This is a genomic window from Streptomyces sp. NPDC046203 (assembly GCF_040646255.1).
Taxonomy (GTDB): Bacteria; Actinomycetota; Actinomycetes; order Streptomycetales; family Streptomycetaceae; genus Streptomyces.
Window position 1 is genome coordinate 75,365 of sequence record NZ_JBEYZX010000011.1, and the last position, 25,074, is coordinate 100,438.

Genomic DNA, 25,074 nt, shown 5'->3' on the forward strand with positions numbered 1-25,074 from the left:
CGTACGGCGAACCGCCTCCGCCGCGCGGGGGAGCCCGGCCGTCCGCGCGGGTGACGCCCCGGCCCCGGTCCGGCGCGTACGGAGACCGCGCGTAGGGAGGCCGTACGCCCGGAGGCCGGAAACCCGGAGCCCAGGAGCCCGGAGACCGGAAGCCCGAAGGCCCGTCACCCGGAGGCCGCACGCCCGGCGAGGTGCCCCCAGCCGTACGCCGTCTCACACCCGCACCACGATCTTCCCGACGTGAGTGTTGGACTCCATCAGCCGGTGCGCGTCCGGCATCGACTCCAGCCCCTCGAAGACCTGCGCGACCACCGGCGACAGCGAACCGTCGCGCAGCCCGGAGCCGATGAAGGCGGCCATCCGGGCGCGCCCCTCGGGGGATCGCACCACCGCGCCGTTGGCGTACCCGCGCACGGTCAGCGGCCACTGCATCGGCACCTCGGCCGGTCGCGGGTCCAGCCAGCCGTAGAGCACCGCCGTGCCCTCCGGGCGCAGCGCGCCGCCGAGCCGCGCGAAGCCGGGTCCGCCGATCGCGTCGAAGACCACGTCGGCGCCCACCCCGCCGGTGATCCGGCGTACCTCGTCCACCAGGTCCTGCTCGTCGGTGGCGACGACATGCGGGGCGCCGAGCGCGCGCAGCCGCTCGCGCTTGGCCGCGCCGCGCGTGGCGGCGATCGGGACCGCGCCGACCCGCAGCGCGATCTGGATCGCGGCGGTGCCGACCCCGCTCGACGCGCCGGTGATCACCACACGGGCGCCGGGCCGCAGCCCGCCCGCCTCCACCATGCCGCCGTACGCCGTCGAGTACGCGAGCCACGCCGCCGCCCCGGCCACCGCGTCCACCCCCGTGGGACGCGGCACCAGATACTCCTCCGACAGCACCACGTGTTCCGCGTACACCCCGTGCACCCCGAAGTCGAAGTTGGCCGCGGCCATCACCGGGTCGCCGGGCGCGAACGCGGTCACCCCCTCGCCGGTCTCCTCGACGACACCCGCCGCCTCGTAACCGAGCCGTGAGCCCGGCAGGGCCGGCTGGTAGAAGTAGTCTCCCGAACGGAACAGCGCCTCGGCCCGGTTGAGCCCGATCGCCTCGACGCGCACCCGCACCTCGCCGGGCCCGGGCGCCGGGAGCGCGATCTCCTCGACGGCGAGCACCTCGGGTCCGCCCAGTTTGTGGAAGACCACGGCCCGGGTCGTCGTCCCCTGCCGCGCCCGCTGTGCCGGGGTCTGATTCTGCGACTGCGACTGCGACGGTATCTGTGCCTGCTGCGTTTCCATGTCGTCGACCGTAGGCGGCAGTTGGTGAGACGGCCCATGTCCCTCCGGCTTCGCGACATGTCCGATCGTCTCGCACGGTACGGTGCGGGACATGGACGTACTGAGCGATGCCATCGCCGCCATGCGCACCGGCCGTCCGCACTCCTCCCGTACGGTGCGGTTCGCGCCGTGGGGTCTCCGCTTCCCGCCGGGCAAGGCCGCCGGGTTCCATGTCGTCCTCCAGGGCACCGCCTGGCTGCTGCCCCCTCGGGAGGAGCCGGGCGGCGGCCCGGCCGCGGCTTTGCCGCCTCCTCCCGTACGACTCGGGCCCGGGGATGTCGTCCTGCTCACCCACGGCACCGCGTACGGTCTCGCGGACCACCCCGACAGCCCGCTCGCCGACGCCGTCCCGCTGCCCGACGGCTCCTGGCCCACCCCGCCCGACCGGGGGCCGGTCGGCGCCGAGGAGACCCTGCTGCTGTGCGGGGCCTACCAGTTGAGCCGTACCCGGCCCCATCCGCTGCTCGCCGAGCTGCCCCCGTACGTCCACATCCCCGCTCGCGTCGGTGCCCACCCCCGGCTGCGCGCGGCCGTCGAACTGCTCGGCGCCGAACTCGCCGAACCGCTGCCCGGATCCGACGCGATCGTGCCCGCGCTCCTCGACACCCTGCTGCTGTCCCTGCTGCGCACCTGGTGGCTGACCGAGCGCGCCGACCGTTCCACCGGCTGGTCCGCCGCCCTCGCCGACCCGGCCGTCGCCGCCGCCCTGCGCGCCCTGCACGGCGACCCCACCCACCCCTGGACGGTCGGCGAACTCGGCGCCCTCGGCGGACTCTCCCGCGCCGCCTTCGCCCGCCGCTTCACCACCCTGGTGGGCCGGCCGCCGCTCGCGTACCTCACCTGGTGGCGGATGACGACCGCCGGACGGCTGCTGCGCGCGGGCGGTCTGCCGCTCCGGTCGGTCGCCGAACGCACCGGCTACGCCTCGGAGTTCGCCTTCGCCAAGGCGTTCAAGCGGGAGTACGGGGTGGCCCCGGGCCGGTACCGGGCGGCGTCCTGACCGCCGGTCCCCATGCCCCGTAGCCCCGGCCCGAGAGCCCCGGCCCCCGGCCCTCAGCCGCCGGCCCCTGCCTCCCTGACCCCCTCGGGGCTCAGCGGCGGTGGCGCGGCAGCCGCAGCGAGGCCAGGGCCGTCACCGCCACCAGACCCGCGCTGATCAGGAGCGAGGGACGCAGCGCGTGCGCCACTCCCGAGGCGGCCAGCGATCCGAAGACCGCCACCGCCAGCGCGCCCGCCGTCTGCCGGATCGCGTTCAGCAGTCCGGCGGCGGTGCCCGCGCGCTCGGCCGGCACGGCCTCCATCATCGCGGCGATGATCGGCGGCAGCGCGAAGCCGCAGCCCAGCGCCAGCGGGACGAGCAACAGCGCCTGGACGACCCGGGGCGTGCCGGCGTCCATCGTCAGCAGACCGAGCAGCCCGGCCACCGCCACCATCTGGCCGGTGACGATCGGCAGCCGCGCCCCGTACCGGGCCGCGACCTTGGCCGACAGCACGTTCACCGCGGCGAGCAGCCCCGTCATGGGCAGGAACATCAGGCCCGCGCCGAGCGCGGACAGCCCGAGTACCTGCTGGAAGTAGAGACCGAAGACGAAGACCATGCCGTAGAACGCCACGGTGCTGGCCGCGCCCGCCGACACCGCGACCACCACCGTGGTGTCGCGGAACAGGCCCAGCGGCACCATCGGATGCTTCCGGCGCGCCTCGATCAGCAGGAAGGCGGCGAAGGAGACCACCGCCACGCCGAGCGCCCACCACGTCGCCGGGCCGTGTTCGATCGCGGCGAAGGTCAGCCCGGCCAGCGCCACCACCGCCGTCAGCTGACCGGGCAGGTCGAGTGGCGCGGGACGGCGGGCCGAACGTGCCACCCGGGCCAGCAGGACGAGGGCGAGCAGCCCCAGCGGCAGATTGACGAAGAAGATCCCGCGCCAGCTCCACGCCGTGGTCAGTGCCCCGCCCGCGACCGGGCCGAGCGCCACGGCGACCGTGCCGCCCGCCGCCCACAGCGACACCGCGCGGGCCCGCCGCGCCGGATCGCCGTATGCCTCCCGTACCAGCGCGAGCGAGGCCGGCAGCATCACCGCGGCCGCCACGCCCTGGGCCGTACGGGCCGCGAGCAGGGCCGGCAGGGCGGGGGCGAGACCGCAGGCGACCGAGGCCAGGGTGAAGCCGACGACTCCACCGGCGTACGCCCGGCTCGCGCCGACCCGGTCGGCGAGCGCGCCGCTGGACAGCAGCAGGGCGGCGAAGGCGAGCGTGTACGCGTCGACCACCCACTGCAGTCCGGTCATCCCGGTCCGCAGATCGGCGCCGATCGCGGGCAGGGCGACATTGACGACGGAGGAGTCGAGGGTGATGAGCGCGAACCCGAGCAGGGCGGCGACGAGCGCCGGACCTGGGGAGCCGCCGGAGCCGGGGCTGGAGTCGGGGCCGGGGCCGGGGCTGGAGTAGGGGCCGGGGCCGGGGCCGGAGCCTGGGCGCCGGCCGGCGGTGCGGCGCGCGGAGGGTCGGCCCTTCGAGTGCGTGGCGGACGTCGTGGCGGGCGTCGTGGTGGTGGGGGCGTCAACGGCGTTCTGGAGACGGTCGGTTGAGGTCATGGGTCAAGGCTGCGGGGCGGCGGCGCCCTACAGTAGTGGCCTGAATGCCATACAACCGGAGGTTCTGGCCATGACCGCTGTCCGCCGCGTCGCGGTGGTCGCCGCCCCGCCCGTCTCGCTGTTCAACCTGGCCATCCCCGAACTGCTGCTCGCCAAGGTCGAGGTGGACGGCGGGCCCGGTTACGAGACGGTCGTGTGCACGCCCGACCCGGGCCCGGTCGCCACCAGCGGCGGCCTGGACCTGTACATCCCGCGCGGACTCGACGCCGTCGACGCCGCCGACACGGTGATCCTGGCCGGCAGCGGTCCGGTCGACGCCCCCGAGCCGCGTGTCGTCGACACCCTGCGCCGCGCCGCCGCCGACGGCAAGCGGATCGCCGCCATCTGTACCGGCTCGTTCGGCCTGGCCGCCGCCGGACTCCTCGACGGCCGCAGTGCCACCACGTACTGGGCCCACCGCGAACGACTTGCCGCGCTCCACCCGGACGTCGATCTCCAGGACGACGTCCTCTTCGTCCAGGACGGCCAACTGGTCACCTCCTCGGGCTACGCCGCCGGCATCGACCTGTGTCTGCACCTCATCCGGACCGACCACGGCGCCGCCGTCGCCAACACCGTGGCCCGGCTCGCGCTGGTCGCGCCCGTACGGCCCGGCGGGCAGGCGCAGTTCACGCTCACCCCGCTGCCGCCCGAGCGGGGGGTCTCCTTCGCCGCCACGCGCGCGTGGGCCATGGAACACCTCGACCGGCCGCTCACCCTCACCGATCTGGCCCGCCAGGCGGGGGTCTCCGTGCGCACCCTCTCCCGCCGCTTCCACGCCGAGACCGGCGTCAGCCCGCTCCAGTGGCTGCTGCACCAGCGCGTCGAGCGGGCCAAGGAACTCCTGGAGACCACCGCGCTGCCGATGGACGTACTGGCCCGCGCGTGTGGCCTCGGGACGGCGGACTCGCTGCGCCGGCACATGCTCCAGCGGACCGGACTCACCCCGAGTGCGTACCGGGCCTCCTTCAGCCGGCTGACGGGCGCGTGACGGCCCCCGTCGTCTCCACTGACCTCGCCATCTGCTGTCAGCCGTCAGCCGGTAGCCGGTTTCCGCCGGCCGCCTCCGTACCGGGGAGCGAGACGTCCCGTGATCGGCGGTCGGCGGTCGGCGGGCCGCGGATCGCCCGTTCCTGCGGTGGGCGGTGCCCGCGGGGAGGGCCGACTGATTGACGGGGGAGGGGCGGCGATCCAGGCTGGAGCCATGGAATCTCAGGACACCCTGGTACCCCTCGGTGGTGCCGAGTTCGCTCCCACCCGGACCTACCTCAACACCTCCGCCTGCGGGCTGCTGCCGCGCCGCGCCATCGAGGCCGTCACCCTGCTCGCCGAGGAGACCGCGGCAGGCCGCCCCGACGGCGCCGGAGACTTCGACATCGTCGACGAGGCCCGGGCCGCCTTCGCCCGGCTCGCGCACGTCACCCCCGACCGGGTGGCGGTCGGCAGCTCGGTCTCCGTCCACGTCGGCATGGTGGCGCAGTCCCTGCCGTCCGGTGCCGAAGTCCTGTTCCCCGAGGGTGACTTCTCCTCCGTCATCACCCCCTTCACCGTGCGCGGCGACCTGAAGACCCGGTTCGTCCCGCTGGAGCGGCTCGCCGAGTCCGTACGCCCTGACACCGCGCTCGTCGCCTTCTCCGCCGTCCAGTCGGCCGACGGCCGTACCGCCGACTTCGCGGCCGTCCGCGCCGCGGCGGCCGCGCACGGCGCCCGTACCCTCTGCGACGCCACCCAGTCCGCAGGCTGGCTGCCGCTGTACGCGGGGGAGTGGGACTTCACCGTGGCCGGCGGCTACAAGTACCTGCTCTGCCCGCGCGGGGCGTCCTTCCTCACCGTCACCGAGGAGGCCCAGGACGCGCTGCTGCCGATCCACGCGGGCTGGGTCACCGGCGAGGAGCTGTGGACCAACAGCTACGGGCCGGTACGCGAACTCGCCCACTCCGCGCGGCGGTTCGACGAGCCCCCGGCCTTCTCCTCGTACCACGGCGCGGCCCGCTCCCTCGCGCTCCTGGAGGAGATCGGGATCGAGCGGATCGAGGCGCACGACAAGGCGCTCGCCGCCCGCTTCCGTACCGGACTCGCCGCGCTCGGCCACACCCCCGTCGCGGACGACTCGACCGTCGTCGCCGTCCCGGGGCTCGGCGACCGCGCCGACGCGCTGCGGGAGGCCGGGGTGCTGCTCTCGGCCCGCGCGGGCAACCTGCGGGCCTCCTTCCACCTGTACAACTCGGCCGCCGACGTCGACCGGGTCCTGGCGGTCCTCGCCGGATGACCCGCGAACTCTTCGACGTCCGGCTGCTGCCCGCCGACGGCGGTCCGGAGGACCGCCGTCGGCTGGTCGCCGTCGCCCACCGGCTCACGACCCACTGGGGGCAGCGGGTGCACGTCGAAGCCGAGGACCTCATCCGCCTGCGGCTCTTCCTCGCCGGGCACGGCGGCGGCATGGAAAGCGGCTGAGGGACGGCCGGGGCCCGGTCGGCGGGGGTCGCCCACCGGCCGGGGCCTCACTGTGTCCGGCGGCCCGCGACCGTACGGATACGTCTACTGGGCGGCGGCCGTCCACGCCTCCGTGACCGCGCGGCGCGCACCCTCCAGATCCACCGGACGGCCCGTCTCCGCGAGAGCCGCGCCCAGCGCCGCCAGCGACGACTGCACCGCGCCCGGAGTCGCGTCCACCCCGTAGTGGTTCACCCGGATCATCTCCTTCGACAGCGCCCCGCCACCCGCGATCAGCGGCAGCGACGGATCCGCCGCCAGCGCCTTCGCCACCAGCTCCGAGGCGTCCACCCCGGCCGGCGAACGCAGCGTCGTCGCCACCGGCGCCGCGTCCCGCGCCTCGTGGACGTACGGCGCGAGACCGCCGCCCAGCGCCAGGACACCCGCACGAGTGGCCGCCGCGGCCGCCGCGTGCCGCCCCATCAGCGCGTCCAGACCCTCCGTCTCGATCCGGTCCAGACACGCCTCCAGGGCCAGCATCTCCAGCTGCGCCGGAGCGTGCAGCAGCGCCTTGCGGCCACCGTCGATCCAGCGCTCCTTCCAGTCCAGCAGCGACAGGTACGAACGGCGCGGCGCGTTCGGATTGGCCGCGAACCGCTCCCATGCCCGCTCGCTCACCGACACCGCCGACACACCCGCGGGACCGCCCATCGCCTTCTGCGCGCCGATGATGCACATGTCGACACCCCACGCGTCCGGCAGCACCGGCTCCGCGCCGATCGACGCCACCGCGTCCAGGTAGAACAGCGCGCCGTGCGCCCGCACGACCTCGCCGATCTCCGCGACCGGGTTGGTGTTGCCCGTCGCCGCCTCCGCGTGCACCAGCGACACGAAGTCGATCTCCGGGTGCGCCGCGAACGCCCGCTCCACCTGCTCCGCCGTCACCGCGGCGTGGAACGGCACCTCCAGGTCCACCACCGTGACACCGCAGTCCCGCAGCCAGTTGCCGAACGTCTGCCCGTACGGACCGGTCACCACGTTCAGCGCCGTCGAACCGGCCCGCGCGCCGCTGCGGATGCAGCCCTCCAGCGGCAGCAGCGCCTCGCCCTGCGTGATCACCACGTCCTGCTCCGTGGAGAGCAGCGCGGCGACCCGGCGTTCGATCGACGCGAAGTGCCCGGCGGTCAGCGGGGCCAGGTCCAGAAGCGGATGTGTCACGGTCACGGCAGTGCCTTCTTCGATTCGGTTCGTATCGGTTGGTACGAGGTGAAGCTCCCGGTCAGAGTACCCACGGGCGTCCCCGCCGCCTCGTTAGAGTGCCGGGTATGAGCGATCACGTGGTGCTGCATGTGAAGGGGCGGGTGCTCGTAGGCCCGGAGGACATACGGGACGAGCTGTGGTGCGTCGGCGGACGCGTCACCTTCGAGCGGCCCGGAGCCCTCGCCGACGACGCCGTCACCGTCGAGGGCTGGGCCCTGCCCGGCCTCGTCGACGCCCACTGTCACGTCGGACTCGACGCGCACGGGCCCGTCGACGCCGACACCGCCGAGAAGCAGGCCCTCATCGAGCGCGACGCCGGCGCCCTGCTCCTGCGCGACGCCGGTTCCCCCTCCGACACCCGCTGGATCGACGACCGCGACGACCTCCCGAAGATCATCCGGGCCGGCCGGCACATCGCCCGCACCCGCCGCTACATCCGCAACTACGCCCACGAGATCGAACCCGACCAGCTCGTCGACTACGTCGCCCGCGAAGCGCGGCGCGGCGACGGCTGGGTCAAACTCGTCGGCGACTGGATCGACCGCGGCCTCGGCGACCTCGCACCGTCCTGGCCGCGCCTCGAAGTCGAGGCGGCCATCGCCGAAGCCCACCGGCTCGGCGCCCGCGTCACCGCGCACTGCTTCGCCGAGGACTCCCTGCGCGACCTCGTCGAAGCCGGCATCGACTGCGTCGAACACGCCACCGGCCTCACCGAGGACACCATCCCGCTCTTCGCCGAACGCGGTGTCGCCATCGTCCCCACCCTCGTCAACATCGCGACCTTCCCCAGGCTCGCCGACGGCGGCGAGGAGAAGTTCCCCCGCTGGTCTGCGCACATGCGCCGGCTCCACGCCCGGCGCTACGACACCGTGCGGGCCGCGTGGGACGCCGGCATCCCCGTCTTCGTCGGCACCGACGCGGGCGGCTCGCTGCCGCACGGACTCGTCGCCTCGGAAGTCGAGGAACTCACCCGCGCCGGAATCCCCGCGATCGACGCGTTGTCCGCGACCGCGTGGAAGGCGCGGGAGTGGCTGGGGCGGGAGGGGCTGGTGGAGGGGGCGCCGGCGGACCTGGTGGTGTACGGGGAGGATCCGAGGGCGGATGTGCGGGTGCTGGGTGCGCCGCGGCGGGTGGTGGTGAACGGGCGGGTGATCGCGTAGCGCGGTGCGCTGTGCGGGTGGGCGTGGCGTGGCGCTGTGCTGGTGGGGGTGGTGGTGCGGGGCGCGTTCGGGGTTGCGGGGTGGTGCGCTGGGGGTTCGTGGGTGGTGCGCGTGGGCCGGTCCGGGGGTCGTGTTCTGCACTGCATGATTTACGGCGCGGGTGCCTCCGTAGTGCGTGAAGCGTTCTTTTTCCGCGCCACAAATCACGCTTTACGTTTCGAACACGACCCCCTTCCCGTCCCCCGCTCCCGTCCGTCTCGCGCGCACCGCCCCGCACCCCTCCCGCTTGAAGGGATGGGGGTGGGCGCCGCCCGTGGGTGGGGGGAGGTGGGTGGGAGGCGCTGGTGGTGGGGCGCCCCTCTTGGGGGTGATGGTGAGGGGCTTGGGGGGAATTCGGGTGGGGCTCAGGGCGTCTTCCGGGTGTAGAAGACCAGCCGCGCCCGCTTCTCCGGGATGTGCACCTCGGGGAGGTCGATCTCCGGCAGGACGATCTCCGGGCCGAGGGTGAAGCCCGTGCGGGCGAGGCGGGTGAGGACCTTGGTGTTGGCGGCGTCCGGTTCGCCCACCACGCGGGTGCGGGCGGTCAGGGCGAAGTCGAGCAGGGCGGTCAGCAGGTGCTCGGTGAAGCCCGGTTCCGGGGTCGCCGAGGGGGCGAGGAAGAGGTGGATGCCGATGTCGCCGGGCTGGACCTCGTAGCACTCGGAGACTCGGTCGGCCTCGGGCTCGTAGGTCTGGAAGAGCGCCACCGGCACGTCGTCGCGGTGGACGAGGAAGCCGTGGTGGGTGGGGAGCGAGTCGAGGTGGGCGTAGATGTCGCGCACCTCCTCGACGGTGGTGCCGTGCATGCCCCAGAAGCGGGCCCGCTCCTCGTTGACCCAGCGGTGCAGGAGCGGGGCGTCGGCGGCGGGGTCGACGCGGTCGACGCGTACGGTGCCGAAGCCCGCGATCGTCCGGGCGTACTCAGTGCTGGTCATCGTGGTCCTCTTCGGGGACGAGGTGGGCCCAGTCGGTGGTGACGGGGACGAGGTCGCCGCGCAGCCAGTGGGGCAGCTGGTCGCGGTGGTGCGCGGTGCCGGGGATGCCCGAGGCGCCGAACGGGACGACCCACAGACTCCGGTCCCGGTCCGCGAGGTCCCAGACGAAGCGGGCCGCGGACGCGCGGGCACCGCGGTCGGTGAAGCCGGGCACGCTGGAGGTCGACAGCACGCAGTCGTGGTCGCCGCCGAGCCCCGGCCAGGTGTCGTCCGGGTCCGGCAGGGCCTGCCAGGGGGCCAGCCGGTGGGTCGTGCCCCAGGTGGGCGGGGGGTCCCCGGCGCCCGTCTCCTCCAGGGCCTCGCGCACGATCCGGGCCACGTCGGGGGCCGGGACCGGTCCGGTGACCAGCAGGGTCTCCACGGCGAACGCGACCCGCGCGCCCAACGCCAGCCAGGGGGCGAAGAGTTCGGGGTACGGGTCGGGGCGCGGCCCCCGCAGGGCGGCGAACGCCGGGTGGGCGGTCAGACCGCGGACGACCGCGCCGCGCACCGCCGCGTACAGTCCGGCGTCCGTGCTGTCGGCCGCCATCCGCCGGTCCCAGCCGAGCAGCCGGTCCCGTACGGCGCGGGCGGCGGGTGACAGGGCCGCCGGGTCCGTCTCCCGTACGGCCGCGAGGAGGCGGGCGGCGGACGGGTTGTCGGTGTCGGTGTGGATCGCCGTCATCGCCCCGGGGGTCCAGGTGTCGGAGGTGTCGAGGAGGGCGGAGATCCGGCGGGCCCGGTGCGCGGGCGCGAACTCGACGCCCAGCGGCGCGGCCGGTCCGCGCTCGTTGGCCATCACCGCGTACTCCCCGACCGCCGCCCGGGGCATCGGCTCCGGGTCCGGGCCCCAGGCGTGCCGGGCGTCCCAGGCGGGCACCACCCGGAGCCGGTTCGCCCGGTCCCGTACGGGGACCCGGCCCGCCACCCGGTGCAGCAGCCCGCCGGCGGTGTCGGCGGCCTGGACGACATTGACCGGCTCCACCCAGCCGTCCAGGGCCCGGTCGACGTCGGCGACCTCGCGCGCCCGCAGCAGCGCGGGCAGCGCGGCGAACCCCAGGTCGCCGGTGACGCGCGGCGGATGACGCAGACTGACGGCCTCCCAGACGCCGTCCCAGACGCCGTCCCAGACGCCGTCCCAGACGCCGTCCCGGGCGTCGTCCCCGGCCGGGGTGTCGGCCGGGCCGCCGGTGGGGGCATGGGCCGGGGCGTCGGCGCCGGCGATCACCGGGCCGCGGGCCGTCTCGATCACCGTGACCGATACAGAGTCCGCGTCCCGTACGGGGATCGTCTCGGTGTGCGCGGCGGCCGGTTCCCAGCCGTCCGGGCCCAGGGCCTCGATCCGGCCGTCCGGGAGACGGCGCAGGCGTTCGCGGTACAGGTCCTGGTAGTCGGCCATCGCGTTGGTGATGGCCCAGGCGACGGTGCCGGTGTGGCCGAAGTGGGCGAGGCCGGGCACCCCGGGGACGGCCAGGCCGAGCACGTCGAACTCGGGGCAGGAGAGCCGTATCTGCTGGTAGACGCCGGGCGCCTCGATGAACCGGTGCGGGTCCCCGGCCACGATCGGGGCGCCGCTCGCGGTACGGGAACCGGCGACGACCCAGCCGTTGGAGCCGGCCGTGCCCGGGCCGTCGGTGGCGAAGAGCTCCGTCCACTCCTCGCCGAGCAGCCGGGCGACCCGGTCCCGCCACAGCTTGGTGGGGAACCCGGCGAACAGGATGTGCGTGGACAGCCACACCGCGAGCGGGGTCCACGGCTCCCAGCGGCCCGGTACGAGCCCGGTGCGCGCGAACTCCGGTGCCCGCCGGGCCCCTTCGGCCAGTCCTTCGTCGACCCCGGCCGCGTACGCCGCCACCCATGCGGCCGTCTCCGCGTCGAGCCGGGCGTGGCAGCGGCGGGCGGTGTCGGCGAGCCGCGCCTGCCGGGCGAAGGCGTCCCAGCCGGTCTCCGCCGTGCCGAGGAACGCGGCCGTCGTGCCCTCGGCCCGGTGCCGTTCGACCTCCAGCTGCCAGGCCCGGTCGTGCGCGGTCACCCGGCCCTGGGCGCGGGCGAGTTCCAGGGGATCGGAGGCGCGCAGATGGGGGATGCCCCAGGCGTCCCGGAAGACCTCGATGCTCACTGCGTACGCCCCGATCCACTCGCCGCTTGTTAGGTAAGGCTCGCCTAACTTAACCCATGGTCGGGGTGAGTGGGGGAGGGGGTGGTGAGTTGACGTTTCGTTGCCTTCGCGGGGTGCCGCTCGTTGATGCTCTTTACGCGGCTGCGCCCGGGGTCTGGTGCGCGAGGGGCGGAGTGGGGTTACTGCGTACGGTTGTACCGAAAAGATTCGAAAATGAGCGCGGAAACCACCCTTTGGAGTGAACTCACCTCAGGTGTCCGCCAGTTCACCCACAGTGCGTAAAGATTCCGGTGTCCCAAGTCGCCGCCGCCGCGCTGACCCACAGTCCCCGTGGCGAGCGGCCGGCGACGCCATGTCTCTTGTGGGGGTTCCACCTACGTGAACAGCAACACCTTCCGCCTGCCCGTCCGCCGCACCGCCGCCGCGGCCACCGTCGCCGCGCTCGCCGTCGGACCGCTGGTCCTCGCGGCCCCGGCGGCCCACGCCACGGGCGGCACCGGCGGCGCGGGCGGCGAAGGCCACGCCACCGCCGTCGTCCTGCGCGCCGGGCTCGACGTCAACCTGCTCGACAAGACGGTGAGCGTGCCGCTGCGTGCCTCCCTCAACGCGGTGGAGGCCCCCGCCAGCGCCGAGCAGACCGCGCTCAGCGTCCGGGTGGCGGGCGCCGAGCAGGGCCGGCCCGTCGACGTCCTCAAGGCCGACGTCGCCACCTCCGAGGCGACCGTGGAGGGGCGCAAGGCCCAGGGGTACGTCAACCTCGTCAAGGCCCGCGTCCACGTCCCCGGACTGCCCCTGCTGTCCCTGATCGAGCTGGAGCAGGTCACCGCCAAGGCGGTGTGCGAGGCCGGCCGGCGCCCGGTCGCCCAGGCCAATCTGCTCGGCCACGTCAGCGTCCTCGGCCAGCGGGTCTCGCTGTCCACCGGCGGCCGCACCAAGGTGACCGTGCCGGGCGTCGGCGAGGTCTACCTCGACCTCTCCCGTACGGCCGTCACCTCCAAGACCGCCGCCGCCACCGCGCTCGAACTGGGCGTGGAGGTCAACCCGCTCAAGCTCAACGTCGCCGAGGTCAAGGGCAAGGTCACCCTCGCGGAGGCCACCTGCACGACCCCGGCCGGCGGCCGGCCCACCGACGGGCCCAGCACCGAGCCCACCGGCCACCCGACGGGCCACCCCACCGGTGAGCCCACGCACGGCACGAACGGCGGCTCCTCCAGCGGTTCGACCGGCGGGCCCGGCTCCACGGGTGGCTCCACCGGCGGGCACGGTTCCACCGGCGGCTCGACCGGCGGTTCCACCGGCGGCTCGACCGGCGGTTCCTCCAGCGGCTCGACGGGTGGCTCGACCAACGGCTCCACCGGCGGCTCCGGGCACTCGGCCGGCACCTCCGGAGGCGCCGGCCACGGCTCGAATGTGGACACCCACAACGGCGGCACCACCCCCACCGGCGACCTCGCCGAGACCGGCAGCAGCTCCACGACGCCCTACCTCGCCGGTGGCGCCATCCTGCTGGTCGGTGCCGGCGGCGCGCTCGTCATGGCCCGCAGCCGGTCCCGCGCCCGCGCCCGCGGCTGATCCCCGAACAGCCCCGAACAGACCCCGAACAGTCCCGAACAGACCCCGAAAGGACCACCGAACAGACCCCCGCGGCCGACCACCGCGGGGCTCGCCGAGGGGCCCGCACCCACGGGGACCAGGGGGAACCAGGGTGCGACAGAGGGGAGACGAGTCGAACTGAGCCGAGACGAACAGGGCTGAGGTGACAGCACACGGGGGCGGTGCCGGACCGGGCGCCGCCCCCGCGTCATGCCGTACGGACACCAGGGGCCGCGCCCCCGCCCCCGCTCGGCCCGCCGCCGCTCAGCCCAGCAGCAACAGCGACTGGTCCAGAGCCTGGAGGAAACGATTCGTCGTGACCCTGTCCCGGACCGCGAGCCGCAGCCAGTTCCGGTCGAGCCCCGGGAAGGTGTCACCACGCCGCGCCGCGAACCCGCGGGCCCGCAGCCGCTCCCGTACCTGGTCGGCGCCCTCGATCCGCACCAGCACGAACGGCGCCTCGGCCGCCGCCACCGCCCGTACCTCGTCGAACTCCACCAGACCCGCCAGCAGATGGGCCCGGTCCACCCCGATCCGGTGGGCCGCGTCCTCCGCCTCCGCGAGCGCCGCCCGCGACATGCACGCCTCCGCCGCCGCCAGCGCCGGCGTCGACACCGGCCACAGCGGCTGGGCCCGCTCCAGCGCGGCGATGATCCCCGGCTCGGCCAGCACGTACCCGATCCGCAGGCCCGCGAGCCCCCAGGTCTTGGTCAGGCTGCGCAGCACCACAAGCCCCGGCACGTCCGTCCGCGAGGCCAGCGACTCCCGCTCGCCCGGCACCGCGTCCATGAACGCCTCGTCGACCACCAGCGTCCGCCCCGGCCGGGCCAGCGCCGCGATCGCCGCCGCCGGGTGCAGCACCGACGTCGGATTGGTCGGATTGCCGATGACCACCAGATCCGCGTCCTCGGGCACCGCCGCCGGATCAAGGCGGAAGCCGTCCTCCTCGCGCAGCAGCACCCGTTCGACGGTGTGCCCGGCGGCGACGAGCGCCGCCTCCGGTTCGGTGAACTGCGGATGCACCACGACCGCCCGCCGTATCGGCAGCGCCCGCGCGAGCAGGACGAACGCCTCCGCGGCGCCCGAGGTCAGCAGCACCCGCCGGGTCGGCAGATCGTGCCGCGAGGCGACCGCGGCCCGCGCCGACCGCCCGTCCGGATAGGCCGCGAGGTCCGTCAGCGAGGCCGCGATCCGGTCCCGCAGCCACAGGGGCGGGGTGTGCGTCCGTACGTTGACCGCGAGGTCGATCAGTTTCTCGTCGCGCACCTCGGCGTCGCCGTGGTGTCTGAGGTCATGCGTCTCTGCAGGAATGTCGATGGTCATGGCCGCCGTCGCGTGGGGGGAGGGGAGGGGAAGGGGACATGTGGGGGGTGTCCAGGCATCGCCACCGATGTACCCGCCAGTAGGCCCCGACAACCGTTCCGCCACGGCCACTTCGCCCGGAACTATCGGGAGAAAAGCGGCGACAGCGCACGTAACGCGACCCGTCTTGCGCTTCTCCACCACCAGTTCCGCCCCCGGCCCCGCCCCGCGCAGCGCCGCCGCCTCCGCCACCGAACCCGATCCGGTGGCCGCCCGCGCCACCGCCGACGGATGCGGTACGGCCACCCGCGCCAGCTCCTCGCTCGGGTACGCCCGCACCGGCACCCCGAACCACGCCGCCGCCGCGACGATCCCCGGCTCCCCGGCCCGTACGTCCAGCGTCGCGAACGCCGTCACCGCGCCCTCCGGCAGCCCCGCCTCCGCGAGCGCCGCCCGCACCAGGCCCAGCACCTCCGCCTCCGGCGCCCCCGACCGGGCCCCCACTCCCACCACCACACGGCGGCCCGGCCCGAGGTGCGCGGGGGAGGGGCCATCGGTTAGCAAGGGCCCATGGCTGTGGTCGTGGCGCTCGGCGCGTTCCTGATGACGCTGGTCGGCGGCTGGACCGCCCAGCGCGTCACCGACCGCCGCCACCTCGTCCTCGGCCTGGCCGGCGGACTGATGCTCGGCGTCGTCGGACTCGACCTGCTCCCCGAGGCCATGGCCGCCGCGGGCCGCCCGGTCCTCGGCGTGCCCCAGGCGCTGCTGCTGTTCGTCGGCGGCTTCCTCTTCGCCCACGCCGTCGAACGCCTGCTTGCCGTCCGCCGCGCGGGCCACGGTGGCGACCAGGGGAAGCGGGCCCCGCAGGTCGGCCTCACCGCCGCCGCGGCCATGGTCGGCCACAGCCTGATGGACGGCATCGCGATCGGCGCCGCGTTCCAGGTCGGCGGCGGCATGGGCGCCACCGTCGCGCTCGCCGTCATCACCCACGACTTCGCCGACGGCTTCAACACGTACACGATCACCAGCCTGTACGGGAACGCCCGCCGCCGGGCCCTCGCCATGCTCGCCGCCGACGCGCTCGCCCCGGTCGTGGGCGCCGCCTCCACCCTCCTGTTCACCCTTCCGGCCGAACTGCTCGGCAGCTATCTCGGCTTCTTCGGAGGCGCCCTGCTCTACCTCGCCGCCGCCGAGATCCTGCCCGAGGCCCACCACACCCACCCCGCCCGCACCACCCTGCTGTGCACGGTCCTGGGCGCGGCCTTCATCTGGCTCGTGGTCGGCCTGTCCGGCTGAGCCCCCGGGGCCGGGACCGGGACCGGGGCCGGGGGCAGCGCCGGGACCGCCAGGGCCGCCGGGATCCGACCGGTCCGCCGCGCTCACCGGCAGTGCTCCACGAACCGCGCCGCCGTGCCGGGCGCCCCGGCCCAGTGCGTGTGGACGTAACTGGCGTGCACCCCGCGCTGGACGAAGCCCTCGACCCGCCGCACCGGCAGCGTGAGGCCCCACGCGGGCGCCGCCCCCGCGCCCGGCTCGATCACGGTGCGGTGGAACTCGTGCCCCCGCGTCCGGGACCCGGCCGGCGCCAGCACGCTGTCGCCGATCGCGACCGCGTCCCGGTAGCCCAGCGTCAGCCGCTCCGTCATCCGCGCCTCGGCGTCCAGCACCCCGCACATCGGCCGGCCGTCCAGCGACCGCGCCAGATACAGCAGCCCGGCGCACTCGGCCGCCACCGGCGCGCCCGAGGCCGCCAGCTCCGCCACCGCCGCGCGCAGCGGCGCGTTGGCCGACAGTTCCGCCCCGTACACCTCCGGGAACCCGCCGCCGATCACCAGCCCGCGGGTCCCCTCGGGCAGCGCCTCGTCGCGCAGCGGATCGAAGGTGACGACCTCGGCCCCGGCGGCGGCGAGCAGTTCGGTGTGCTCGGCGTACGAGAAGGTGAACGCGGGCCCGCCCGCGACGGCGACCACGGGCCGGCCCGGGCCGGCTGAGCCTGTCGGTCCTGTCGGTCCTGTCGGCCCGGTCGGTTCAGCCGATCCGGCCGGTCCGGTCACCGGCGGCGACCACGCCTCGGCGTCCAGCGGCGGCGCCGACCGGGCGAGCGCGAGCAGCGCGTCCAGATCGCACCCCTGCCGCACCTGCTCCGCCTGCGCCGCCACGGCGGCCACCGCCGCCGACTGCCGCTCGGCCACCGGCACCAGACCGAGGTGCCGCGACGGGGTCGCCACCGCCGGAGCCCGCCGCAGCACCCCGAGTACCGGCACGCCCGACTCCTCCAGGGCTTCGCGCAGCAGCTCCTCGTGCCGGTCCGAGCCGACCTTGTTGAGGATCACCCCGCCGATGCGGACCCGCGGATCCCAGGACGCGAAACCGTGCACGAGCGCCGCCACCGACCGGGACTGCGAGGACGCGTCCACGACCAGTACCACCGGCGCCCGCAGCAACTTCGCGACATGCGCCGTCGAGGCCAGTTCGCCCTGCCCGGCGACCCCGTCGTACAGGCCCATCACGCCCTCGACGACGGCCAGTTCGCAGCCGCGCGCCCCGTGCGCGAAGAGCGGCGCGATCCGCTCCGGCCCGCACAGGTACGCGTCGAGGTTCCGGCCCGGACGGCCGGTCGCGAGCGCGTGATAGCCCGGGTCGATGTAGTCCGGGCCGACCTTGTGCGGCGAGACCGCGAGCCCCCGGCCCGCGAACGCGGCCATCAGACCGGTCGCGACGGTGGTCTTGCCCGCGCCGGAGGACGGCGCGGCGATGACGAGACGTGCTACCACTCGATGCCCCGCTGCCCCTTCTGACCCGCGTCCATCGGGTGCTTCACCTTCGACATGTCGGTCACCAGGTCCGCGAAGTCCATCAGTTCCTGCGGCGCGTTGCGGCCGGTGATCACGACATGCTGCTGCCCGGGACGGTCGCGCAGCACCTCGATCACCTCGGCCGTGTCGATCCAGCCCCAGTGGAGCAGGTACGCGAACTCGTCGAGGACGTAGAACCGGTGGCGCTCCTCGGCGAGGTCCCGCTTGACCTGCTCCCAGCCCTCGCGCGCCTTCTCCTCGTGCGACGGCTCGCCGTCGGCCGGGGCGCGCTGGATCCAGGACCAGCCCTCGCCCATCTTGTTCCAGACGACCGTGCCGCCCTTGCCGCTCTCGCCGAGGGTCCGCAGCGCGTTCTCCTCGCCGACCCGCCACTTGGCGGACTTGACGAACTGGAACACCCCGATCGGCCAGCCCTGGTTCCAGGCGCGCAGCGCCATCCCGAAGGCGGCGGTCGACTTCCCCTTGCCGACGCCCGTGTGCACCATCACCAGCGCGCGGTTGCGGCGCTGGCGGGTGGTCAGCCCGTCGTCGGGGACGACGGACGGCTGTCCTTGAGGCATTAAGCGGCCCTCCTGGCTGCGGTGTGCTGTTCCTGTACGTCGCGGACGAGCCCGGCGATCGCGTCGGCGCGCAGCTCGTCCAGGGTGACGGCCCCGCCGCCCAGGCCGAGGGCGAGTTCCCCGGCCAGACCGAGCCGCACCGGGCCCGTCTCGCAGTCGACGACCACGGCGGCGGTGCCGTCCATGGCGTGCAGCCGCGCGGCGCGGGCGGCGAGCGCCAGCGGCTCCGGGCCGCCGGTCGCCCGGCCGTCGGTCACCACCACGAGCAGCGGCCGGCGCGACGGGTCGCGCAGCCGCTCCACCCGCAGCACCTCACGGGCCGTCAGCAGACCCGCCGCCAGCGGGGTACGGCCCCCCGTGGGAAGCCGGTCGAGCCGGGCGGCGGCGGCCTCCACCGACGAGGTCGGCGGCAGCGCGACCTCGGCGCCCCGGCCCCGGAAGGTCACCAGGCCGACCTTGTCGCGCCGCTGGTAGGCGTCGAGCAGCAGCGACAGGACGGCGCCCTTCACGGCGCCCATCCGCTGCCGGGCGGCCATCGAACCGGATGCGTCCACGACGAACAGGACCAGATTGCCCTCGCGGCCCTCGCGGACCGCCTGCCGCAGATCGTCCCGGCGCACCACCAGACCCCGGCCGGTACGGCCGCGCGCCTTCTGGTGCGGGGCGGCGGCCCGTACCGTCGCGGTCAGATGCAGGGCGGTCAGCGCGCCCCGGGGGCGGGTCGCGCCGGTGGTGCGGCCGTGTGCGGTACGGGCCCGGGAGCGGCGGCCGGTCGCGCCCTGGCCGAGTCCGGGCACGCTGAGCATCCTCGTACGGAACGGCTCGCCGGCGCCGACAGCGGCCCGCTCACCGGAACCGGCGCCCCGGGGCGCGGGCGCGGTGCCGGGCTGCTCGGCGGCGTCGGGCGCTTCAGCGGTCTCCTGCGTCTGCGGGGCTTCGGCCGCCCCGGGGTCCTGGGCCGACTCCCGCGCGGGCGCGTCGCCCTGCGGCGGGATCCCGCCGCCGTTCCCGCCCCCGCCGCCGTCGGGGCCGCCGTCCCCACCGGGACCGCCGTCGCCCGGACCGTCCGGCTCCGGATCGTCGTCCGGCCGCTCCGGCTCCCGCTCCGGCTCCTCGCCCTTGAACCGTTCCAGCGTCTCGTCCAGCTTGTCCTCGTCGAGCCCCGGCGCGTCGAACGGGTTGCGCCGCCGCCGGTGCGGCAGCGCGAGCAGCGCCGCCTGCCGTACGTCGTCGGAGGTGACCTCCCGCCGCCCGTCCCAGGCGGCGAGCGCGGTCGCCGTTCGGGCCATCACGATGTCGGCGCGCATGCCGTCCACCTCGAACGCGGCACAGGTCGCGGCGATCTGGAGCAGCACCGCGTCCCCGAGCACCACCTTCGGCAGCAACGCCCGCGCGGCCGTGATCCGCCCGCGCAGCGCCGTCTCCTCGTCCGCCCAGCGCGCGGCGAACGCGGCCGGATCGTCGTCGAACGCGAGCCGCCGGCGTACCACCTCCACCCGCTGCCCGGGGTCCCGGGACGCGGCCACCTCCACGGTCAGCCCGAACCGGTCGAGGAGCTGCGGCCGCAGCTCGCCCTCCTCCGGGTTCATCGTGCCGACGAGCAGGAACCGGGCCCCGTGCCGTACGGAGATCCCCTCGCGCTCGACATGCGACGCCCCCATGGCGGCGGCGTCGAGCAGCAGGTCGATCAGATGGTCGTGGAGCAGATTGACCTCGTCGACGTAGAGGATGCCCCGGTGCGCGTCGGCGAGCAGCCCCGGCTCGAAGGCCCGCACGCCCTCGGCGAGGGCCTTCTCCATGTCGAGCGCGCCGACCAGCCGGTCCTCGGAGGCGCCGACCGGCAGCTCCACCATCCGGGCCGGCCGCTCGTCGGCGGCCGTCGCCCCGGGCTCGTGCGGCCCGTCCGGGCAGCCCGGGTCGGGGGCGGCCGGGTCGCAGCTGAACCGGCAGCCCGCGACGACGTCCATGGGCGGCAGCAGCGCCGCGAGACCGCGGACGACGGTGGACTTCGCCGTTCCCTTCTCGCCGCGGACGAGGACCCCGCCCACCGCGGGGCTGACGGCGTTCAGGAGCAGCGCGAGGCGCAGATCGTCCATGCCGACGACGGCGGTGAACGGGTATCGGGTACTCATCGGACGGTCACTCCTACGAGTCGTACGGAAGCAAGGACGGCGGCGCGCGGGGCGGACACGGCGCGCACGGCGTACGGGGCGCTGGTGACGCGCGCGGCGTACGGGGCGCTCACGGCGCACCCGGCGGCACGAACGGCAGCCCCTCCGGTACGCCCTTCTCGATCAGCCGGAGCAGCGCGTCCGTGTCGGCGTGCTCCTCGATCAGATCGCCGAGCCGGTCCAGCTGTTCCTCGCGCAGCGTGTCGAACGAGGTGTCCGGCGCCGGGACGAAACGCCGCCCGGCGGTCGCCGCGACCTCGCGCAGGAACGCCCGGCGGAAGCCGTCGCTCTCCAGCGAACCGTGCCAGTGCGTCCCCCACACCGCGCCCACCCGGCAGCCGTCCAGGAACGGCTCGCCGCCCCGTACGTCCGCCACGCCGTGATGGATCTCGTACCCCTCCACCCGTTCGCCGAGCGCCTCGCCGACCGGCCGCGCCAGCGTCTTCTCGCGCGCGAACCGGACGCGTACGGGCAGCAGACCGAGCCCGTCCACGAGCCCGGCCCGCGACTCCACCTCGTCCTCGACGCTCTCCCCGAGCAGCTGGAAACCGCCGCAGATCCCGAGCACCGGCCGGCCCTCGGCGGCCCGCCGCGCGAGCCCCGCCGCGAGGCCGCGCTCCCGCAGCCAGGCCAGCGCCTTCACCGTGCCCCGGGTGCCCGGCACCACCACCAGGTCCGCGTCGGCCAGCTCCTCCGGCCGGTCCACGAACCGCACCACCACACCCGGCTCCGCGGCGAGCGCGTCGACGTCCGTGAAGTTCGACATCAGCGGGACGGCGCAGACCGCGACCCGCAGCACGTCCTCGCCGACCGGCGGCGCCACGACCGACTCGCGGACCGCGCCGCGCAGCGAGATCCGCAGCCCGTCCTCCTCGTCGATGCCGAGGCCGTGGGCGTACGGCAGCACGCCGAGCGTGGGCCGCCCGGTCAGCCCGTCCAGCATGGCGAGGCCCGGTTCGAGCAACGACACGTCGCCGCGGAACTTGTTCACCAGATAACCGGCGACCAGCCGCTGGTCCTCCGGCGCGAGCAGCGCCGTCGTCCCGAAGAACTGGGCGAACACCCCGCCCCGGTCGATGTCGCCGACCACCACCACGGGCAGCCGCGCGGCCCGCGCGATCCCCATGTTGACGATGTCGCTGCGCCGCAGATTGATCTCCGCCGGACTGCCCGCGCCCTCGCAGATCACCGCGTCGTGCGTCCGCCGCAGCTCCTCCAGCGCGGCGAACACCGGCTCGAACAGCTCCCGCCGATGCCCCTCGGACACCTCGGACACCTCGGACGCCCCGGTCTCCCCGGCCCGACCGGCATGTCCGGCCCGCCCGAAGAACCCTCGGGCGCTCATCTCGCCGACCGGCTTGCCCATCAGGACGACCTGGCTGGACCGGTCGCTGCCGGGCTTGAGCAGCACCGGGTTCATCAGCGCGGTCGGCTCGACCCGCGCGGCCCGCGCCTGCATCGCCTGGGCGCGGCCGATCTCGGCGCCGTCCCGGGTCACGAAGGAGTTCAGGGACATGTTCTGCCCCTTGAACGGCGCGACCTTCAGGCCCTGCCGGACCAGCCACCGGCAGATCCCCGCCGTGACGACGCTCTTGCCCGCGTCGGACGTGGTGCCCGCGACGAGCAGCCCGCCGCCCCGCGCTCCGTTCCGGCCCGCCGTGCCGTCCGTCGTACCGTCGCCCCTCACGCCGCACCCCCGCGCCGGCGCAGCGCGCCCGCGAGGAGCCGGCCGCCGGCGCAGCCGGCCAGGGTCAGCCAGGTCACCCGGCGCGACAGCCGCACCGCCCGCTCGATGTCCGCGACCTCGACGGGCCGCCCCGCCGCGTTCAGCACCGGCCGGTGCTCGACCCGCCCGCCGTACGACAGGGTGCCGCCGAGCCGGACGCCGAGCGCCCCCGCGAACGCGGCCTCCACCGGGCCCGCGTTGGGGCTCGGATGCCGGGAGGCGTCCGCCCGCCAGGCCCGCAGCGCCCCGCGCGGATCGTCGCCCGCGACGGTGGCGAGGACGGCCGTCAGCCGGGCGCCCGGCCAGCCCGCCACGTCGTCGAGCCGGGCCGAGGCCCAGCCGAACCGGCGGTGGCGCGGGGACTTGTGGCCGACCATCGCGTCCAGCGTGTTGACCGCCCGGAACCCGAGCAGCCCCGGCACCCCGGCGACCGCGCCCCAGAAGAGGGCGCCGACGACGGCGTCCGAGGTGTTCTCGGCGACCGACTCGACGACCGCGCGGGCCATCGCGGGCCCGTCCAGTGCCTGCGGGTCGCGTCCGACCAGATGCGGCATGCGCTCCCGGGCGACCCCCAGGTCCCCGGCTTCGAGCGCCCCGCCGATGGCGCGCGCCTCGCGGCCCAGCGTCGTCCCGCCGACGACGGCCCACACGGAGGCGGCGGTCAGCGCGGCGGTGGCGGCGGCGCTGCCCCGTACCGCACGGCTCGCGGCGGCGCCGAGCGCCACGGCGGAGCCGGCGCAGAGCGCGGTGTAGAGGGCGCCCCGGCCGCGGTGGTCCCGGTGCATCCGGTGCTCGACGGCGCCCGCGGCCCGGCCGAACGCGGCGACCGGATGGCCGCGCCGGGGATCGCCCACGAGCAGATCGGCGGCGAGGCCGGCGGCCGCTCCGTACGCGAAGAGACGGGGGGAGCGGGAGCGGGAAGCCGAGGGAGAGGGGAAGCGGCGGGTTCGGGATGGCCTGGAGCCGTTGCCGGGCATGGCACAGTGTCCTCACTCAGGGTCCGCGCCCTGGATCGACGTGACCGGCGGCGAGAGTTCCTGACTCCCGGCCGCGAGGACCGGTCACAGTGGCGGGACCGTGCCGGAATCACACCGGACTTCCTCCCCATGCCGCCGTAATGGCCCCGGCAGTCCACCACGCGGCCGGAAGGCCCGTCAACCCGCCCTTGACCTGCGCCTGGTCACTGTGCGCAGTGCCACGTACCCGCAAACGGCGTCTGGGCGGCTCCACCCGGAGGTGGGGCCGCCCAGACGCCGTGTACGCGTGTGTACGTGTGCTTGTGCGTGTCCGTGCTTGTCGTGCTCGTCGGTGCCCGGTCAGGCGACGATCAGGTAGATGCCGTAGGCCACGGCGGCCGCGCAGAGCGCGAAGCAGGCGTACGCGCTGGTGCGGGCCAGCGTGGCCGAGCCGCCCGAGGCGGTGGCCCGCTCCTGCTTGGCGAGCGCGGCGACACCGAGGGTGAACAGGCCCACGAGGGCGACGGTGGTCACGAGGCTGACTCCGAAGACGGAGCCGAGAGCTGCCCAGTCGATCTTCATGTGCGTGTTTCCAGTTCCTTAGACCGCGGCGGCGGGAGCGGCCGGCGGGGCGGCCGGGTCCGTCGGGCCGGGGGAGGGGATGGTGGTCTTCAGGGCCTCGTCCTTGACGGCGGCGACGGAGCCGGCCGGCGGGGGCGGGGTGACGGCCGCGATGGCGGTGGTGACGACACCCGCCGGCTCGGCGTCGGCAGCGGCGGCGGCCGGGGCGTCGAGGTCGTCGGCGGTCACGTTGTGCTGGTCGACCGGCTTGCGGCGGGACAGCGACCAGATCACTCCGGAGCCCGCGATCAGCAGGACGGCGACGGTGACGATGCCCCAGTCGCCCTGCTTGGTGAGGAACTCGGCGCCGGCGCCGACCAGGCCCGCGGCGGGCAGGGTCAGACCCCAGGCGGCGAACATCCGGGTGGCGGTCGACCAGCGGACGACACCGCCCTTGCGGCCGAGGCCCGCGCCCATCACGGCACCCGAGCAGGACTGGGTGGTGGAGAGGGAGAAGCCGAGGTGCGAGGAGGCCAGGATGACCGTCGCGGCGCTGGTCTGGGCGGCGAAGCCCTGCTGCGGCTGGAGGTCGGTGAGGCCCTTGCCCATGGTGCGGATGATGCGCCAGCCGCCGAGGTAGGTGCCGAGCGCGATCGCGATACCGGCGGAGGCGATGACCCAGACCGGCGGGTTGGCGCCGGGGAGGAGGACGCCGTTGGCGACCAGGGCGAGGGTGATGATGCCCATCGTCTTCTGGGCGTCGTTGGTGCCGTGGGCGAGCGAGACGAGACCGGCGGAGGCGATCTGGCCGGCCCGGAAGCCCTTGGCCGTGGCCTTGGCCTCGGGGGCGGCGTTGATGCGGTACGTCAGCTTGGTGGCCACCATCGCGGCGAGGCCGGCGACGATCGGGGCGGCGACCGCGGGGAGCAGGACCTTGGTGACGATGGTCGAGCCGTTGACCGCGGACCAGCCGGCGGACATCACCGCGGCGCCGATGAGGCCGCCGAACAGCGCGTGCGAGGAGCTCGACGGAAGGCCGAGCAGCCAGGTCAGCAGATTCCACAGGATGGCGCCGACGAGCGCCGCGAAGATCACTTCGGTGCGGATGCCCTCTTCGTTGATGATGCCGCCGGAGATCGTCTTGGCGACCTCCACGGAGAGGAAGGCGCCGACGAGGTTCAGCACGGCGGACATGGCCACCGCCGTCTTGGGCTTGAGAGCACCGGTCGAGATGGTCGTCGCCATCGCGTTGGCGGTGTCGTGGAAACCGTTCGTGAAATCGAACACGAGAGCTGTCACGACCACAATGGCGAGCAGCAGCGTGATGTGTTCCATTTACCCAGGCAATCGTTTGACGTCAGTGGCGCGTCGAACGTAGGCAACCTGAGTGAACGGAAGGTGAACTGGGCCGGGCGCAGTGGTGTCCCGAATCGGGGTCGGGAGATTCCGGTTGT

The 25,074-nt window shown here is 74.8% G+C and carries 20 protein-coding genes and 1 riboswitch; of the genes, 7 read left to right on the top strand and 13 right to left on the bottom strand.

Annotation, left to right across the window (positions count from 1 at the left end):
- Positions 1 to 213 precede the first annotated feature (213 nt).
- Positions 214 to 1,278, bottom strand: coding sequence for a zinc-dependent alcohol dehydrogenase family protein (locus ABZ990_RS12195; RefSeq protein ID WP_361229343.1), 1,065 nt, complete (start codon positions 1,276 to 1,278; stop codon positions 214 to 216).
- A gap of 91 nt (positions 1,279 to 1,369) precedes the next feature.
- On the opposite strand from ABZ990_RS12195, the gene ABZ990_RS12200 reads away from it, so the two are divergent.
- Positions 1,370 to 2,317, top strand: a complete 948-nt coding sequence (locus tag ABZ990_RS12200; RefSeq protein ID WP_361229345.1) for an AraC family transcriptional regulator — start codon at positions 1,370 to 1,372, stop codon at positions 2,315 to 2,317.
- Between the two features lie 91 nt (positions 2,318 to 2,408).
- On the opposite strand, the gene ABZ990_RS12205 is transcribed toward ABZ990_RS12200, so the two are convergent.
- A complete protein-coding gene (locus ABZ990_RS12205) occupies positions 2,409 to 3,911 on the bottom strand; it encodes an MFS transporter (RefSeq protein WP_361229348.1) in 1,503 nt (500 codons plus the stop codon).
- Positions 3,912 to 3,981: 70 nt separating this feature from the next.
- On the opposite strand from ABZ990_RS12205, the gene ABZ990_RS12210 reads away from it, so the two are divergent.
- The 3 genes from ABZ990_RS12210 to ABZ990_RS12220 all read left to right on the top strand — a co-directional run bounded on the left by ABZ990_RS12210 (position 3,982) and on the right by ABZ990_RS12220 (position 6,404).
- Entirely contained in the window at positions 3,982 to 4,941 is a 960-nt protein-coding gene (locus tag ABZ990_RS12210) for a helix-turn-helix domain-containing protein (RefSeq protein WP_361229350.1), read from the top strand.
- Positions 4,942 to 5,154: 213 nt separating this feature from the next.
- Positions 5,155 to 6,219 carry an aminotransferase class V-fold PLP-dependent enzyme gene (locus ABZ990_RS12215; RefSeq protein ID WP_361229353.1) on the top strand — a complete coding sequence of 355 codons (1,065 nt, stop codon included), beginning with the start codon at positions 5,155 to 5,157 and terminating at the stop codon, positions 6,217 to 6,219.
- Entirely contained in the window at positions 6,216 to 6,404 is a 189-nt protein-coding gene (locus ABZ990_RS12220) for a hypothetical protein (protein WP_361229356.1), read from the top strand. Before ABZ990_RS12215 ends, ABZ990_RS12220 begins: the two co-directional genes overlap by 4 nt.
- Before the next feature lie 84 nt (positions 6,405 to 6,488).
- Here ABZ990_RS12220 and ABZ990_RS12225 read toward each other — a convergent pair whose 3' ends face one another.
- Entirely contained in the window at positions 6,489 to 7,601 is a 1,113-nt protein-coding gene (locus ABZ990_RS12225) for an aminotransferase class V-fold PLP-dependent enzyme (protein WP_361229548.1), read from the bottom strand.
- A gap of 107 nt (positions 7,602 to 7,708) precedes the next feature.
- Here ABZ990_RS12225 and ABZ990_RS12230 point away from each other — a divergent pair, with 107 nt between their 5' ends.
- The gene (locus ABZ990_RS12230; protein WP_361229359.1) at positions 7,709 to 8,803 is read left to right on the top strand and encodes an amidohydrolase family protein; all 1,095 of its coding nucleotides are present in this window, start codon (positions 7,709 to 7,711) and stop codon (positions 8,801 to 8,803) included.
- A gap of 404 nt (positions 8,804 to 9,207) precedes the next feature.
- Here the strand turns inward: ABZ990_RS12230 and ABZ990_RS12235 are convergent, their stop codons facing one another.
- A complete protein-coding gene (locus ABZ990_RS12235) occupies positions 9,208 to 9,777 on the bottom strand; it encodes a GNAT family N-acetyltransferase (protein ID WP_361229362.1) in 570 nt (189 codons plus the stop codon).
- Positions 9,764 to 11,935 carry a penicillin acylase family protein gene (locus ABZ990_RS12240; protein ID WP_361229365.1) on the bottom strand — a complete coding sequence of 724 codons (2,172 nt, stop codon included), beginning with the start codon at positions 11,933 to 11,935 and terminating at the stop codon, positions 9,764 to 9,766. Before ABZ990_RS12240 ends, ABZ990_RS12235 begins: the two co-directional genes overlap by 14 nt.
- A gap of 378 nt (positions 11,936 to 12,313) precedes the next feature.
- Between ABZ990_RS12240 and ABZ990_RS12245 the strand changes: the two genes are divergently transcribed.
- Positions 12,314 to 13,507, top strand: coding sequence for an SCO1860 family LAETG-anchored protein (locus ABZ990_RS12245; RefSeq protein WP_361229368.1), 1,194 nt, complete (start codon positions 12,314 to 12,316; stop codon positions 13,505 to 13,507).
- Positions 13,508 to 13,792: 285 nt separating this feature from the next.
- On the opposite strand, the gene cobC is transcribed toward ABZ990_RS12245, so the two are convergent.
- Entirely contained in the window at positions 13,793 to 15,343 is a 1,551-nt protein-coding gene (gene cobC / locus ABZ990_RS12250; protein WP_361229551.1) for an Rv2231c family pyridoxal phosphate-dependent protein CobC, read from the bottom strand.
- A gap of 57 nt (positions 15,344 to 15,400) precedes the next feature.
- Between cobC and ABZ990_RS12255 the strand changes: the two genes are divergently transcribed.
- Positions 15,401 to 16,126 carry a ZIP family metal transporter gene (locus tag ABZ990_RS12255; RefSeq protein WP_361229371.1) on the top strand — a complete coding sequence of 242 codons (726 nt, stop codon included), beginning with the start codon at positions 15,401 to 15,403 and terminating at the stop codon, positions 16,124 to 16,126.
- 83 nt (positions 16,127 to 16,209) lie between these two features.
- On the opposite strand, the gene ABZ990_RS12260 is transcribed toward ABZ990_RS12255, so the two are convergent.
- The 7 genes from ABZ990_RS12260 to ABZ990_RS12290 all read right to left on the bottom strand — a co-directional run bounded on the left by ABZ990_RS12260 (position 16,210) and on the right by ABZ990_RS12290 (position 24,955).
- Positions 16,210 to 17,604, bottom strand: coding sequence for a cobyrinate a,c-diamide synthase (locus ABZ990_RS12260; protein ID WP_361229374.1), 1,395 nt, complete (start codon positions 17,602 to 17,604; stop codon positions 16,210 to 16,212).
- Positions 17,598 to 18,206, bottom strand: a complete 609-nt coding sequence (gene cobO, locus ABZ990_RS12265; RefSeq protein WP_361229377.1) for a cob(I)yrinic acid a,c-diamide adenosyltransferase — start codon at positions 18,204 to 18,206, stop codon at positions 17,598 to 17,600. The genes ABZ990_RS12260 and cobO overlap by 7 nt, the downstream gene beginning before the upstream one ends.
- The gene (locus ABZ990_RS12270) at positions 18,206 to 20,338 is read right to left on the bottom strand and encodes a putative cobaltochelatase (RefSeq protein WP_361229379.1); all 2,133 of its coding nucleotides are present in this window, start codon (positions 20,336 to 20,338) and stop codon (positions 18,206 to 18,208) included. Before ABZ990_RS12270 ends, cobO begins: the two co-directional genes overlap by 1 nt.
- 109 nt (positions 20,339 to 20,447) lie before the next feature.
- Positions 20,448 to 22,064, bottom strand: a complete 1,617-nt coding sequence (locus ABZ990_RS12275; protein ID WP_361229382.1) for a cobyric acid synthase — start codon at positions 22,062 to 22,064, stop codon at positions 20,448 to 20,450.
- Positions 22,061 to 23,080, bottom strand: a complete 1,020-nt coding sequence (locus tag ABZ990_RS12280) for a cobalamin biosynthesis protein (protein ID WP_361229385.1) — start codon at positions 23,078 to 23,080, stop codon at positions 22,061 to 22,063. Before ABZ990_RS12280 ends, ABZ990_RS12275 begins: the two co-directional genes overlap by 4 nt.
- A gap of 31 nt (positions 23,081 to 23,111) precedes the next feature.
- A riboswitch (cobalamin riboswitch) is annotated at positions 23,112 to 23,246 on the bottom strand.
- A 173-nt stretch (positions 23,247 to 23,419) separates the two neighbouring features.
- The gene (locus tag ABZ990_RS12285) at positions 23,420 to 23,641 is read right to left on the bottom strand and encodes a hypothetical protein (protein WP_361229388.1); all 222 of its coding nucleotides are present in this window, start codon (positions 23,639 to 23,641) and stop codon (positions 23,420 to 23,422) included.
- An 18-nt stretch (positions 23,642 to 23,659) separates the two neighbouring features.
- Positions 23,660 to 24,955: an inorganic phosphate transporter gene (locus tag ABZ990_RS12290; RefSeq protein ID WP_361229391.1), complete on the bottom strand. Its 1,296-nt coding sequence runs from the start codon at positions 24,953 to 24,955 to the stop codon at positions 23,660 to 23,662.
- Positions 24,956 to 25,074 lie beyond the last annotated feature (119 nt).